7 protein-coding genes are annotated in these 14,869 nt (G+C 67.4%); 4 read left to right on the top strand and 3 right to left on the bottom strand.

The features are described from left to right. Positions 1-611 precede the first annotated feature (611 nt). Positions 612-5,576, top strand: a complete 4,965-nt coding sequence (locus WMF45_RS47545; RefSeq protein ID WP_437713600.1) for an AAA family ATPase — start codon at positions 612-614, stop codon at positions 5,574-5,576. Between the two features lie 80 nt (positions 5,577-5,656). Here WMF45_RS47545 and WMF45_RS47540 read toward each other — a convergent pair whose 3' ends face one another. Both WMF45_RS47540 and WMF45_RS47535 read right to left on the bottom strand, forming a co-directional pair. Then, entirely contained in the window at positions 5,657-6,646 is a 990-nt protein-coding gene (locus tag WMF45_RS47540) for a terpene synthase family protein (RefSeq protein ID WP_437713598.1), read from the bottom strand. 62 nt (positions 6,647-6,708) lie between these two features. Next, positions 6,709-7,932, bottom strand: a complete 1,224-nt coding sequence (locus tag WMF45_RS47535; RefSeq protein ID WP_437713596.1) for a cytochrome P450 — start codon at positions 7,930-7,932, stop codon at positions 6,709-6,711. 1,383 nt (positions 7,933-9,315) lie between these two features. On the opposite strand from WMF45_RS47535, the gene WMF45_RS47530 reads away from it, so the two are divergent. The 3 genes from WMF45_RS47530 to WMF45_RS47520 all read left to right on the top strand — a co-directional run bounded on the left by WMF45_RS47530 (position 9,316) and on the right by WMF45_RS47520 (position 12,540). Then, on the top strand, positions 9,316-9,984 hold the full coding sequence (locus WMF45_RS47530) for a TetR/AcrR family transcriptional regulator (RefSeq protein ID WP_437713594.1): 669 nt from the start codon (positions 9,316-9,318) through the stop codon (positions 9,982-9,984). A gap of 22 nt (positions 9,985-10,006) precedes the next feature. Continuing rightward, positions 10,007-10,771, top strand: a complete 765-nt coding sequence (locus WMF45_RS47525) for an SDR family NAD(P)-dependent oxidoreductase (protein ID WP_437713592.1) — start codon at positions 10,007-10,009, stop codon at positions 10,769-10,771. Positions 10,772-11,013: 242 nt separating this feature from the next. Next, complete coding sequence (locus tag WMF45_RS47520; protein ID WP_437713590.1) at positions 11,014-12,540, top strand: ATP-binding cassette domain-containing protein; 1,527 nt, start codon at positions 11,014-11,016, stop codon at positions 12,538-12,540. Positions 12,541-12,586: 46 nt separating this feature from the next. Here WMF45_RS47520 and WMF45_RS47515 read toward each other — a convergent pair whose 3' ends face one another. Further along, the gene (locus WMF45_RS47515; RefSeq protein ID WP_437713588.1) at positions 12,587-14,848 is read right to left on the bottom strand and encodes a S46 family peptidase; all 2,262 of its coding nucleotides are present in this window, start codon (positions 14,846-14,848) and stop codon (positions 12,587-12,589) included. Positions 14,849-14,869 lie beyond the last annotated feature (21 nt).

Genomic DNA, 14,869 nt, shown 5'->3' with positions numbered 1-14,869 from the left:
GGCGGTGTGGCGCTCCCCACATCGTGGCTTATCGATGAGGGAAGGCGCCGCGCGCCTCAGGGACTTCCCTAAGGAGATCCCTCTCCATCTGGCGCACCTTGGCCGTTCCCGGCACGGGCGTGTGCCCCATGCACCGAGGCTCCTCTCCTCGTGGTGGCTCTTCTCCTCGTGAAGGCGTCATCGCGTGATGCACGTCCGACGGCTCTCTGCGCCACGGGGCGCCGTGCGTCCGGGCGGCGAGGCGACGCTGTTGTCGCATTCGCTCCCGAGCGTCGGCCCGAACGTCGGCCCGAACGTCGGATGAATTCGTGCGTCGCTGGCCTGACGCGCGGCGTCTCCACGGCGGAGCCCGCCGGGAGCGCTCGATCCGCGCGCGGCGCCGCGGCGGTTCGACCTTGACACAACCCGTCCGTTTCGATTGCGTAGGGCGATGCGCCCCGCCGAGCACGTTCGCTCCCTCGGCGGCTCGCGCGGTCGCCTGTCGCCGTCCTTGAGTTCAGCGCCCCGAGGAGCTGCCGTGAAGCGGGGGACTGCAGCTTGACACGGACCGAGATACCGACTGAACGCCGCGCTGGGTAAATAGCCCTGTCACTCCAGGGGGGGTCGCCGTCATGGTGGAGCTGTTGAATCACGAGTTGCTCGAGACGCTGCACGACGGTGCTCGCAGCAGCGTCTATCTCGGCCGGAAGAAGAGCACGGGCAAGATGTGCGTCATCAAGGTCGCGCGGAAGGGCGTCAATGGCACCCGCAACGTGGCGATCCTGAAGCGCCAGTACGAGATCACGAAGCACCTCGACCTCGATGGGGTCGTGCGGGTCCACGAGCTCGAGGTCCGGCTCGATTACGCCGCGCTCGTCATGGAGTACTTCGCGGGTCGTTCGCTGCGGGCGACCATCGACGGCAACGGGCAGGGCGTCGGGCTCGCGCAGGCGGTGAGGATAGCGCTCCAGCTCGCGGACACGCTCGGGGCGATCCATGAGCGGAACATCGTCCACAAGGACATCAAGCCGAGCAACATCATCGTCGACAGCGACGTGCGCACGTCGAAGCTCACGGACTTCTCCATCGCCTCGCTCCTGCCTGGGGAGCGCGCGGCGGTGGTCGACCCCTGGTCGGTCGGCGAGGGCACGCTGCAGTACATCTCGCCCGAGCAGACGGGCCGGATGAACCGGTCGATCGACTTCCGCTCGGACTATTACTCGCTGGGGGTCACGCTCTACGAGCTCACGACCCAGCGCCTCCCGTTCGAGACGACGGATCCGCTGGAGCTCGTGCACCATCACATCGCGAAGACGCCTGTCGCGCCGCACCTGATCCGGCCGGCGATCCCGGAGGCGCTCTCCCGGGTCATCATGAAGCTGCTCTCGAAGACCGCGGAGGATCGGTATCAGAGCACCTTCGGCCTCAAGGCCGATCTGAAGGCCTGCCTCGACATGCTGGAGCACGGAGCGCCGGCGGCGGACTTCGTGCCGGGGCGGAGGGACAAGCCCACGCGGCTGCAGATCTCGCAGAAGCTGTATGGCCGGCAGGGCGAGGTCGGCGCGTTGATGGCGGCCTTCAGGGACATCAGCGGGTCTGGTCCGGAGGCGGCGGAGGGTGGCCGCTCGGAGCTCGTCCTCGTGGCCGGCTACTCCGGCGTGGGCAAGTCGGCGGTCGTCAACGAGATCCACAAGCCGATCGCGAAGGAGGCGGGCTACTTCGCCGCTGGCAAGTTCGATCAGTTCACGCGCAACGTCCCGTACGCGGCCGTGCTCGCGGCGCTGCGGGAGATCGTCCGGCAGATCCTGACCGAGAGCAGGAATGAGCTTGCCGACTGGAGGGCCAGGATCCTCGCGGCGGTCTCTCCGAACGGGCGGGTCATCGCCGAGGTGATCCCGGAGATCGAGCTCATCATCGGCGAGCAGCCGCCCGTCCCGGCGCTTGGCTCGATGGAGACGCGGAACCGCTTCAACCTGACGTTCCGCAACTTCATCGGCGCCATCGCGCTGAAGACGCGGGCGCTCGTGCTGTTCCTCGACGATCTCCAGTGGGCCGACACGGGGTCCTTGAACCTCCTCAGCGTGCTCCTGGAGGATCTGGACATCCGCCATCTCTTGCTCATCGGGTCGTACCGCGACAACGAGGTCGACGACGCGCACCCGCTGACGATGATGCTGGGCGCGCTCCGGAAGAGCGAGGCCCGCGTGCGCACGATCACGCTGCAGCCGCTCGGGCCCGATCACGTCAACCAGCTCGTGTCGGACACGCTCGACGCGCCTCGGGAGGAGTGTCGCGAGCTCTCGGGTGTCATCTTCGCCAAGACGCACGGGAACCCGTTCTTCACCATCCAGTACCTCGAGAGCGTCTGCCGCGAAGGCCACCTGCGCTTCAGCTCGGAGACGGGCGCCTGGCGATGGAACATCGCCGACATCCAGCGGATGAAGGTCGCGGACAACGTCGTCGACCTGATGGTCCGCCGGATACAGGGCCTGGGCGAGGCGACGCAGCGGGTCTTGAAGCTCGCCTCGTGCATCGGCAACCAGTTCGATCTGAGGATGCTCGCCCTCATCCACCAGAAGAACCGGCGCGCGACCGACGAGGACCTCTGGGGCGCGCTCGACGCAGGGCTCGTCGTGCCCGTCGACGGTGAGTACGGGATCGCGCGCTTCCTCGACGACGGAGACGAGGACGCGGTCACGTTCAAGTTCCTCCACGACCGCGTGCAGCAGGCGGCCTACAAGCTGCTCACGGAGGGCGAGCACGAGCGGATCCACCTGGAGCTGGGGCGGCTCATGCTCGGAGAGAGCTCTCCCGCGTCCGTCGAGGACCGGATCTACGACATCGTGATGCACCTCAACATGGGGGCAAAGAGGATCGTGGACAGGCAGGAGCGCGAGGAGGCCGCGACGCTCAACCTGAGAGCCGGACAGAAGGCGAGGCGCTCCACGGCGTACGGCCCCGGCGTGCAGTGCCTCCGCGCGGCCGCGGCGTTCCTGCCTGAGGACTCGTGGGAGACGAACCACGAGCTGTCGCTCGCCATCTACACGGATCTCGTCGAGCTGGAGTACCTGACGATCAACTTCGACCGCGCGGAGGCGTGCGCGAAGATCGTTGAAGAGCAAGCCAGGGATGTGCTGGAGAAGATCCGGGTCTACGAGACCCGTATTCAATTCCACATGTCGCAGCATCGACTGGCGGATGCTCTCGACATCGCCCTGGCTGTGCTCGCCATGTTGGAGGTGCCGCTCTGCGAGGCGCCGCCGGCTGACATCGACATACCTCGGCTGGCCGAGCTGCCGGTGCTCGCCGATCGGAGGATGCTCGCGGCGAACCGGATCCTCGTCTCGGCCTTTCCAGCGGCTGTCCTGACAAAGCCCCACGTCGTTCCATTGATCGCATTCACCATGATGGAAATATGCGTACAGCACGGGATTTCACCTTCCGCGGCATACGCCTTTGCGATCTACGGCCATATTCAGTGCAGCGTGATGAACAATATAGATCACGGGTTCGCGCTCGGCCAGCTCGCGATTGAGCTCACTCATCGCTTCGGGGCGATCGAGCTCGAACCCAAGATCTACACCCTCCATTACATCGCGATTCATCACTGGAAGCGGCACCTGAAGGAGACCATCGAACCGGCGCGCCACGCGGTCCAGGTCGGGCTGGAGACAGGAGACATCGAATACGCCGGATACAGCTCCTGCCAGCACCCCACATACTCCTTATTTGCTGGGGAGGATCTGGGAACGACCGAGCAGCGAATGACACATGCTATCGAGCTAGCGATGAAGCTCAAGCAGCAGTATCCGCTGTATTATGCAAAAATCTGGAAACAGCTCGTGCGCAGCCTCCGAGATCCGTCTGCAGAGAAGCTGCGGCTGGTCGGCGAGAGCTTCGATGAAACGTCGATGATCCCTTGTCTTGAGCACAACAGGACATCGCTGTTCTGCCTGCACCTCGCGAAGGGCATGATGCTCTACTATTTCGCCGAGCCAAAGCTCGCCTACGAGTGCCTTCGCGCCGGAGAGGAGTACCAGGATGCGGTGGGGTTTGCCACCGTCGTGGAGCAGAACCTCTACAGCTCGCTCTCGGTTCTCGCGGCGTTCGATCGACTCACGAAGGAGGAGCAAGACGCGGCGCTCGCCAAGGTGGACGCGAATCAGCAGAAGCTCGGGATGTGGGCACGCCACGCTCCGGAGAACAGCCAGCACAAGCACGACCTGGTGAGCGCGGAGCTGGCCCGCGTGGGCCGCTCGATGATCGAGGCGATGGCCCTGTACGATCGCGCGATCGAGGGAGCTCGACAGCACGGATACATCCAGGAAGAGGCGCTAGGGTGCGAGCTTGCGTCGTCGTTCTATCGGGGAATGGGTCGGGGCGAGATCGCTCAGCACTACATGACGATGGCCTACCGTGGCTATGCGCTGTGGGGCGCTGATGCGAAGTGCCAGAGCCTCGTCGCCGCGTTCCCTCATCTGAGGCTCGAGGGAAGGCCAGATCAATCGACGTCGGTGACGGTGACCTCCACCCACGATGACGCGGTCCTGGATCTGCTCAGCGTGGTCAAGGCGTCGCAGGCCGTGGCGAGCGAGATCGTCCTGGAGAGGCTCCTGGAAAACCTCATGACGATCGTGCTGGAGAACGTCGGCGCGCAGTCCGGCATGCTGGCTGTGGTGCGTGACGATGCCCTCTTCGTCGAGGTGGAAGGGACCTTTCAGCCAAAGCAAGTTTACGTGCTCAAGTCCGCGCCAGTCGTCTCGTTCAGCAGAGCACCGCTGTCGATCATCAGCTACGTGCAGCGTACCCAGAAAGCCATCCTGCTGGACAACGCGGCGGAGGAGGCCAGATTCTCTGCCGACCCTTACATCCGAGAGATGCGTCCGAAGTCGGTCATCTGCGCTCCGATCATCCGTCAGAATCGGCTCGTCGGCGTGCTCTATCTCGAGAACAACCTATCCAGCGGCGTATTCACGCAGAATCGCCTCGATCTCCTGAAGCTCCTCTCCACGCAGATCGCGATCTCCATCGAGAACGCAAAGCTCTATGAGAGGCTCGAGCAGGAGGTCGCCGCGCGCACGGAGGAGCTCCGGCTGTCCAACGAGCAGCTCCGCGACGTCAACGACCAGCTGCAGGTGGAGCTGGGCGAGCGGGTCCGGCTGCAGGAAGAGCGCGTCCAGATGCAGGAAGCCATTATTCAGACGCAGCGGGATCGGCTCTTCGAGCTATCGACGCCCTGCATACCGATCACCGATCAGGTCATGGTGATGCCGATCATCGGGACCATCGATGAAAGACGGGCGGCGCAGATGATTGAAACCGCGATGCAAGGGGTCGCGTCCAGCTCCGCGAAGGTCGTGATCGTCGATGTCACGGGGGTCAAGAGCGTGGACACGAGCGTCGCGAGCAGGCTGATGAGCTTGGCCCAGGCGGTGGGACTGCTCGGAAGCAAGGCTATTTTGACGGGGCTCCGCCCTGCGGTGGCGCAGAGCTTGGTCGCGCTCGGCGTGGACCTCGGCTCGATAGAGACCCGCTCCAACCTCAAGGCAGGTATCGCCTACGCGATGCGTCGGACGGCGACGAGATTGCACGCGTAGGGAGCCCCCTTTCTCGCAGCTCGCCCAGTGACACCGGGCGAGACCCTCGCAAGGCACGCGCCCGGCAGGCCGTCTTGCCTTCATCCAGCGCGCACGATCAAACTTTCTAGTCCAGAATAGCGACCGGCCTCGAGCGCCCAGCGCTGATTCCCGGCGATCATGGCCTCGACCGCGTCCAGGTAGAGGCGGATCTCGTCGTCCGCCCAGAGCGCGAGCACCTTCTCCTTCACGCCTTGGTACTCCGCGACCCGGCGGTCGTGCATGTCCTTGAGCCGGTCGATCGCCTCTTCCAGCGTGCTCACGCATTCGTTCCGTAGGACGACGATCAGGTTGTGCGTCTCGCCGTTGGTCAGCTCCTTCCCGAGCGAGAAGTAGTCGTTCGTCCAGCAGAGGATGTCATTACAGATGTCTCGAACCGTCTGAATCAACGGGTGCTGGACGACCTCGATCGGCAGCGGCCGTTCGAGCAGCAGCTCGAGCAGATCACAGTAGGTATAGACAGCGCCGCTGTAGCGCCGCATCATCAAATACTCTTCGAGATGCGGCACCCTCATCTGCTTTCGGTTATTCGCCTCCCACAGGTTGGCCTCGTAGTAGTACTGAAAGTGCGAGAGCCAGCGATTCAGGAAGAAGTGCGGATGGCTGCGTCGGATGCGCTCACGTACATCGAGCATCCCTCGCGTCAGGGGGTCGCTCATGTCCGCTTCGGTGTACCCGAAGAGCTCACCCAGGTACTTCTCATTGAGCCACTCGACGGATTCCGGGTCCGTGCTGAGCTGCCCCTCGTCGTACGCATCATCCAGGAGGAACAGCACGGCCGTGAAGTCCGATGCCAGCTGGAGCGTCTGCGTGCTCGCGGACGGTAAGAGCCATGCCGCCAGGTGGGAGAAGTTCGTCGCCTTGAGGCGCGAAAGCGACCGACCGTCTGGCACCAGCCGCAACCGGCGAACCCACGCCAGGGTCCTTTGCTCCGCGACCTCTCTCCCGGGGTGACACGACGCAGAAAACGGATATTCGAAACCACCAGCGTCGCGCTTGCTGACGACGACGCTAGTTCGATCAGATGACATGACGCACTCCGCCACAAGACGATTCCATAGAGTAGAGACATCCTCGCGACGAGAGCATGGCCCTAACAGATGCCCTGGATGACCGGCGACTCACGTGCGGCGGTAGTTGAGACGGGGATCACCTCGATGGGTAGCGCCACCGGGGAGCGCGTGTTGAGAGCCGCTTGCCACTCGAGGCGGTCGGTACGAAGCACGATGCGGTGGCACCGACGCAGGAGCTCCTCCAGCACGATGCGGGCCTGCACCCGGGCCAGGAAGACCCCGAGGCAGAAGTGCGCACCATGGCCGAATGCCAGGTTGGCCTGATCGCCACGCTCTGGGTTGAAGCGGTCCGGATCCTGGAACCTCGCCTCATCGCGCAGACCCGAACTGATGAGCAGCGCGACCACGGCGTGGGCGGGTAGACGCGTACCGCCGAGCTCCGTCTCGGCGACGGTCAGTCGCATCGTGGCATGCACAGGCGCCTCGAAACGCAGGACCTCCTCGATGAAATGCGGGATGAGCGCGGGCTCCGCGCGTAGGCGATCCATCCACATCGGCCGCTGGGCGAGGATCAAGACCATATGGGTCATCAGCGATGTCGACGTTTCGAGCCCTGCCACGAGGAGCAGCGAGAGGAGGGACACGAGGTCCTGGTCCGTGATGCCATCGTCGTCCCTCCGAGACCGGAGCAGCTCACTTACCAGATCGTTCTCCAGCTGACGCCGGCGGCTCGCCAGCAGGCCCAGCATGTACTGCTCCATCTCATCGATGGTCCTGCGCACCTCGGCGATCCGCCCATGATCCTCCGGAGGGATGACGCCGACGATGACCAGGTCAGTCGCCCATCGCTTGAAGTGCTCCTCTAGCCCTGGATCGAATCCGATCAACTTGGCGAGGACGCTGACCTGCGCGCGGCTCGCGAACTCGGAGATAAACTCGACGACACGATGGTGCACCAGGCCGTCCGTGAGCCGCACGGCCATGGATCGCATGTGGTGCTCCAGCGTGCTCACCATGTTGGCGGTGAACGCACGGCTGCTGAGGCTGCGCAGTTGTCCGTGCCGCGGCGGGTCCGCGAGGATCATGGATCCGGACAATGGATTTTGACGCCTCAGGTAAGGAGGCTCGGTGGCCATGCGCAGCCCCGCGGACGAGAACACCTGCGTGTTCTTGCATGCCGCCACGATGTCATCATACCGGGTGACCACCCACATCCCGTTGGGGTCCACCTGGCAGACGGGCGACTCGCGGCGCAGCGCCGCGTAGAAGGGGTACGGGTTCTCTCGGACCTCGGGGGCGAACAAATTAAGTCGAGTCATTGCGCTCTTCCTGTGGCGAAGGCAAGACGCAGCCGCAACGCCATGGCGGCACACGTCGATAAGCCTGGAGTGGGGTGCTGCCTCAGATGACGCGCTGGGCGACGCGACGGCGTCGATTCGGTGCTGCCCTGAGGCAGCTGGCCCCTAGCGCTGAAAGGAGCACGAAACGGAACCCGCAAGCCGCGTTTCCGCGATGCTCCAGCGCGTGGTCACCTGGGCGCTTCTCCCGCGAGCAGGGCGCTGAACAGCCGCCGCGCGGTCCGAGCCAACGCTCGGCGTCCGCAGGACACGGCTGCACTCCTCGGTCGTCGCTGCGCTCGCCAGGATGCGAGCATGCGACTCACGAGCGCCTGGACTGCTTCCAGGGCATCTCCCGGTGCATCATGAGACCAGAGCAAGCGAGAGAGCCGCTAGGCTCTCTTCATGGCTGCAGGGGTCCGATGGTTCGTGGGTGCTCCTCCATCTGATGACAGCATCCTATACCATGCGGACGAATGCGCAACTGTATTCTTATTTGCGGACTTCACACGACGACCTCGTCGTGCTGGGGACACCACGGACAACGAATCTTCCAACACTTCAATACGATGGCCGAGCCGCCGCAGAATGCCGCGTGAATAAAAATACATTTCAGCGCCTGCGGCCCGCGCCGCCCCAGCAGGCGCCGAGAACATCGACTGCCCCCCGAGCGACACGTCGATGGTCCTCGGATAGAGATGCGTTGCGATCAATGAGCGCAATGATCTCTGGATGATCGACGTCGTCTATCGCGAGCGGCTGTGCAGCAATGCAAGATGCAGTCGACTCGGGTTTCATCCGTGAAGGCATAGCGCGTGACCCGGAGCCGCCCGCGCTGCGCTCCGGATGGAGCGAGCCGTGGAGACCAGAACGCTGCAGGCGTGCGTCGGCGCGAACGCCCGCGGCGTCGGCCTGGAATGCTGACGGCGAAGGTTTTCGCCATCGATGTGACGTGCGTTGCAGGAATGCACGGCCGCACGAGAGTGCGCCGGCCCGCTATGCAAGATGAACGCCTCGCTCGAGCGGAGCGCTGTCACGCTTCCCCGCGTCGTCGGCCATGATGCGGGTCGCTCGATGTCACGCTCGGCTCGATCTCGTGACCTCGAAAGAGGGGGCCGCTCCCTGGAACCACGCCTCCTCCGGAGGCGCGCCGACCCACGCTGGAGGCGCGTTTGGGGCGAGGCCCGTTTGGGATCGGGGTCACGCGCTGGGCACTCCCGGGTCGCGCTCAGGGATTTCCTGAGTCGAGCCCAGGGCATGCCCAGTGCTGAACCGCTGAACAGCGGCCGGGAGCGCACGCCCGCCCCGCCTTGACGATGCGACCGATCGGTCATATGACTGACCGGTCGCATGCCGAAGAGCACGTTCTTTGGGTTGCCCGAGGAGCGGCGGGACCGCCTCGTGCGCGAGGCGATCGCCGAGTTCGCGGATCGCCCGTACGCCGAGGCCTCGCTCTCGCAGATCGCGCGCCGGGCGCGCATCCCCAAGGGGAGCTTCTATCAGTACTTCGAGGACAAGCTCGATCTCTACCGGTGGCTCCTGACCGAGGAGGTGCCGCGGCAGAAGCGCGCGTTCCTCGGCGCCGCGTGCCTGGAGGGCGACTTCTGGGCTCGCCTGGAGGTCCACATCGAGCGCGGCATGGCGTTCCTCGTGGAGCACCCGCGCCTCGCCCGCCTGTCCGCCGCGGCCGCCGACCCGACCGCGACGGTCGAGGTCCGCGGCCTCCACAAGGCCATCTGCGAGGCCGGCGCCGCGGAGCTCCGGGCCCTGCTCGAGGACGGCGTCGCGAGCGGCGCCGTCCGCTCCACCGACACGAGCCTCGAGGTGGCGACCCGGCTGGTCGCCGCCGTCATCGGCCCCGGGCTCACCGAGGCGGTGCTCCAGGAGCTCGGGGCCGAGCTCCACGACGTGCTGGCCTCCGACGCGCTGCGAAAGCAGCTCGGCCCGAAGCGCCGCCGCCGCCTCGCCCAGCAGGCGGTCCAGTTCATCCAGCGCGGCCTTGGCGCGAGCACTGCGTGATTCCACCAGGAAAGGGAGCTTCATGATCACCTACGACTTCGACGGACGGGTCGCCCTCGTCACCGGGGGCACCTCGGGCATCGGCCTCGCGACCGCGCGCGCGTTCGCGCGAGGAGGGGCGCGCGTCGCCATCGCCGCGCGCGACGGCGACGCCGGACAGCGAGCCTGCGCCGCGCTCGAGCGAGAGGGCGCGCCGGCGCTGTTCGTCCAGACCGACGTGCGGGACGACGCCTCGGTGAAGCGCGCCGTGGAAGAGACGATGAGGCGCTTCGACCGGCTCGATTTCGCGGCGAACTGCGCGGGCGTCGGGGGCGACATGGCCCGCCTCGAGCGCGCCGATCAGGCCGTGTGGGACGACGTCATGGCGACCAACGCCCGCGGGATCTGGCTGGCCATGCGGCACGAGATCCCGGCCATGCTGGCGTCGGGCGGGGGCGCCATCGTCAACATGAGCTCCATCTACGGCGTCGCCGGGAAGCCGGCGCACCACGCCTACGTCGCGTCCAAGCACGCGGTCGTCGGGATGACGCGCTCGGTGGCGCTCGAGGTGGCGCCGCTCGGGATCCGCGTGAACGCCCTCTGCGCCGGCGTCACCCGCACGCCCGCCATGCAACAGGCCGAGGCGTTCGCGCCCGAGCTGGTCCAGGCGCTGGTGGCGCAGCATCCGATGGCGCGGATGGCCACCGAGGACGAGATCGCCGGCGCCGCGCTGTGGCTGTGCTCCGAGGGCGCAGGCTACGTGACCGGCGGCGCCATCCCGGTCGACGGCGGCTTCCTGGCCGCGTGAGCGCGCCGAGTGGGCATGACGACCACGACCGCGATTGCGGAGCGGCGGTTGCGTGGGACTCGGCCGTCTGTTAGAAAACGCGGCTGACGCAAGAGGAGAGTGCTCCGGTGAAGATCAGCTCCTGAATCGGTCTCCGTCGCAGGTCGCGAGCGCGACAGGTGGCATCCCTGCTCCCTGGCCGCGCGAGGCAGCCTGCCCGCCCCGTGACCGGGCCATGTGGCCCTCGAGATTCAGGAGCTCGTATGTCGTTGTTGCGCGCGCAGCGCCTCTCCTTCTCTTATTCCGACGCGTCCACGATCCTCGCGGACGTCGATCTGTGCCTGACCCCGGGGTGGTACGGGATCGTCGGGCCGAACGGCGCCGGCAAGACGACGCTCCTCCGGCTCTTCGCAGGCGAGCTCGCGCCCGAGGCGGGGAGCTTGCGGCTCGATCCGCGGGGCGCGACCGTCGCGGTCTGCCCGCAGGCCGTGGAGCACGCCGACGCGGCCATCCATGCGCTGGCCGACGCCGAGGACGGCGCCGCGCGCAGGCTGCGCGGCGAGCTCTTGCTGGATCCGGCGGAGCTCGGGCGCTGGGCCACGCTGTCGCCCGGCGAGCGCAAGCGGTGGCAGATCGGCGCGGCGCTCGCCGCGGCGCCGGACCTGCTCCTGCTCGACGAGCCGACGAACCACATCGACGCGGACGCGCGGGCGCTGCTCGCCGGCGCGCTCGCCGGGTTCCAGGGGATCGGGGCGTGCGTCTCGCACGATCGCGAGCTCCTCGACGCGCTGACCACCGGCACGATCCGGGTCGAGCGGGCCGCGGCGAGGCTCTATCCCGGGGGGTACAGCGCGGCAAAAGCGCTCTGGGAGGCCGAGGCGCGCGGGCGCGAGGAGGCGCACCAGCGGCTGCGCGCCGAGGAGCGGCAGCTCCGGCGCCGCCTCGGCGACGAGCGGCGGGCGCAGGCCTCGGCCGACGCGGACCGGAGCACGAAGCGGCGAATGAAGGGCCCGCGCGACAGCGACGCCCGGGGCCTGCTCGCGGACTTCCGCGTGTCCTCGGCCGAAGCGCGGCTGTCGCGCAACGTCGGCGTGACCCGGCGCAAGCTCGAGAAGGTGTCGGCCGAGGCGGGAGAGCTCGATCTCGAGAAGGCGGTGGGCCGCAGCGTGTTCGTCGACTACGAGCGATCGCCCGCGCCGTGGCTCTTCGTGCTCGACGCGCCCCGGATCCACGCCGGCGGCGAGAGCGAGGGGCGGACGCTGCTGCGGGACGTGCGGCTCTCGGTCGGCCGCGAGGACCGCATCCGGATCGCGGGCCCGAACGGCGCTGGCAAGACGACGCTGGTGAACGCGCTGCTCGCCGGCGCGCGCGTGCCGGCGGACAAGGTGCTGTATGTACCGCAGGAGCTCGGCGAGGCAGAGCAGCAGGCCCTCCTCGCGAGGGCGCGGCGCCTCCCTCCGGAGGAGCGCGGGCGGGTGATGTCGCTTGTGGCCGCGCTCGGGGTGGAGCCGGGGCCGCTGCTCGGGTCGGCGCGGCCGTCGCCCGGCGAGGCGCGCAAGCTGATGATCGCGCTGGGCCTCGGGCAACACGCGTGGGCCCTCGTGCTGGACGAGCCGACCAACCACCTCGACCTGCCCTCGATCGAGCGGCTGGAGCGCGCCCTCGCCGACTACCCGGGCGCGCTGCTCCTGGTCACGCACGACAGGGCGTTCGGGCGGAGCTGCACGTCGATCCTCTGGACGGTGGCCGAGGGAGAGGTGCGGGTGTCGTCCGACGACGCCGACACGTGACCCGCGCCGGCGTCCTCGCGATGGTGCTGTCAGCGTCGCGCCGCGCTCAGTCGATGGCCGGCTTGCCGCCCATCTCCTTCAGCACGGCGTCCGCGCCCGACACCGCGTCCATCACCCACTCCATGTAGCGGTGATCGACGTGGATGGTCCGGGTGATCGACGGCATGAACAGCCAGTCGGACGCCATCGCCTCGTAGTTGCCGTCGAAGGCGAGGCCCACGAGCTCGCCGCGCGCGTTCAGCGTGGCAGAGCCGGAGTTGCCGTTCGTGATGTCGAGATCGCTCAGGAAGCAGACCGGCACCTCGCCGAGGTCCTTGTCGACGTACGGGCCGAACCGCTTCTCGCGCGCGGCCTCGAGCAGGGTCGCCGGGGTGTTGAACGGCGCCTCGCCGGTGCTCTTCTTCACGACCTCGCTGAGGGTGGTGAACGGGCGAACCACCGCCTTGTCGGCCTCCGGGCGGTACCCCCGCACGGTGCCGTACGTGACGCGGAGCGTGCCGTTCGCGTCGGGCGCCAGGAGGCCGCCCCGGTGCGCGCGGAGCGCCTCGACGAAGCGCGGCTTCACGAGGGCCATCGCCCCGGCGTAGGCCTTGTCCCGCGCCTCGATGGCCTTGTCGACCGGCGCGAGTTCGAGCGCCAGGCGGATCATCGGATCCCGGCTCGCCTGGAGCTCCTCGAGCGTCGCCGTCTTGAGCAGCTGGATCCGGGTCGCCGCGTCCTCGAGCGCCGTCTTCTCGTAAAGCGCGTCGATCGCCGCGGCGATGCCCGCCTCCGTCGGTGCCTGCCCGCCCGCGAGGGCCTCGAGCAGCGCGGGCCTGTCCTTCGGATCGAGCTGCAGCGCGCGCCGCGTGGCCAGCTTGAAGGTGCTCCGATCGATCGTGCGGTCGTACGACTTCTGCAGCGACGCCTGCGCCTGCTCGAGGCGCTCCCAGTTGCGCTGCTGGTACTCGGCCTCGCGCTCGGCGTCGGCCTTGGGCCGCTCCTCCGCCATGCGCACGAGGGTGACCGCGGCGTCGAGGAGCCTCGCCGACGAGGCGATCTCCGACACGGCCGCGTCATGGTCGCGCGTCTCCCGCTGCCGGGCGTGCAGCGCGGCGATCTGCTCGATCGCGCCGCCGTAGGCCGCCTTGCGCTCCGGGTCGGCGTCGATCCAGGCCTTGAGGTCGCCCTCCTGCTTGGCCTTCTCCTTGGCCAGGCCGCCCTGGACCAGCCCGTCGAGCAGGCCGCGCGTCTTGAGCAGGTAGTTGGCGTAGCCCTGGAGGGTCGGCTCCGCCTTGATCCGCAGGGCCGGGTCGTTCTTGCCGAGCTCCTCCAGGAGGGCGATCGACTCCTCGTAGAACGACACCCGCTTCGGGTACAGCCATGAGACAGCGGACTCGACCTCTGCCGCGGTCCGGAGCCGGTTCGTCGTGCCGGGGTAGCCTGCGACCATCACCAGGTCGCCCTGGCGGAGCGGCGACGACGCGAGCTTCAGGTGGTGCGCCGGACGGTAAGGCACGTTGTCCTCGGCGTGGGCCGCCGGCCGGTTGTCCTTGCCGACATAGGCCCTGAAGAAGGCGAAATCGCCGGTGTGGCGCGGCCAGCGCCAGTTGTCGATGTCCCCGCCGAAGTTGCCGATCGCCTCCTGCGGGACATAGACGATGCGAACGTCCTTGATCTCCAGCTGCTCGATCAACGAGACCTGGCCGCCGCCGAAATACTCGGCGACGGAGCAGCGGATCTCGGGGCGCCCCTCCTCGCACGCGGTCACGAGCTGCTTCTTGCGCTTCTCGATCTCCTCGTAGCGCTCGAGATCGCCCTGGATCGCCTCGATGCCGCGCCGCACCTCGGTGGTGACGTCGCGGAACGCGCGGGTCACGAGCACGCGCGCGGTGGGGCCGGCCCATCGCTCCTCGGCGCGGGATTTCGCCAGGTAGCCGTTCGTCAGGAGGTCTTGCTCCGGGGTGGAGTTGTACTGGAGCGCCCTGGTCGAACAGTGATGGTTCGTGGCGATGAGTCCATCGGGCGAGACGAACGAGGCCGAGCAGCCGCCCAGGCTCACCACAGCGCCGAGCGGGGACGCCGTCGGATCGGCGAGCGACTCGGGATCGATCTCGAGCCCGAGCGCCTTGAGCTGGTCCTTGTGCTGCCGCATCTGCTCCGGCATCCACATCCCGCCGGGGTTCTCGAAGGGCGCCGCCTGACCGGGCTCGGAGCCCGGCGGCCTGGTATCGCCCGCTTGCGGCCGATCCGAGCCGCAACCCGGCGCGAACGCGGAGACCGCGAACAACGCCAGGAGCGTATGACTACGTAGAGAGGAGTGAGACATGCGGTGTTGTTACCATCGTCG

The sequence above is a fragment of the Sorangium sp. So ce448 genome, assembly GCF_051520915.1.
In the GTDB taxonomy this organism is placed as follows: Bacteria; Myxococcota_A; Polyangia; order Polyangiales; family Polyangiaceae; genus Sorangium; species Sorangium cellulosum_B.
Note: the sequence above shows the minus strand (reverse complement) of the source record. Positions and strands in the feature narration are given on the sequence as shown.

Bases quoted from the DNA above. Each gene is read 5' to 3' on its own strand.
- WMF45_RS47545 (WP_437713600.1), top strand. From the start codon at position 612: ATGGTGGAGCTGTTGAATCACGAGTTGCTCGAGACGCTGCACGACGGT.
- WMF45_RS47525 (WP_437713592.1), top strand. From the start codon at position 10,007: ATGATCACCTACGACTTCGACGGACGGGTCGCCCTCGTCACCGGGGGC.
- WMF45_RS47540 (WP_437713598.1), bottom strand. From the start codon at position 6,646: ATGTCATCTGATCGAACTAGCGTCGTCGTCAGCAAGCGCGACGCTGGT.
- WMF45_RS47520 (WP_437713590.1), top strand. From the start codon at position 11,014: ATGTCGTTGTTGCGCGCGCAGCGCCTCTCCTTCTCTTATTCCGACGCG.
- WMF45_RS47515 (WP_437713588.1), bottom strand. From the start codon at position 14,848: ATGTCTCACTCCTCTCTACGTAGTCATACGCTCCTGGCGTTGTTCGCG.
- WMF45_RS47530 (WP_437713594.1), top strand. From the start codon at position 9,316: ATGCCGAAGAGCACGTTCTTTGGGTTGCCCGAGGAGCGGCGGGACCGC.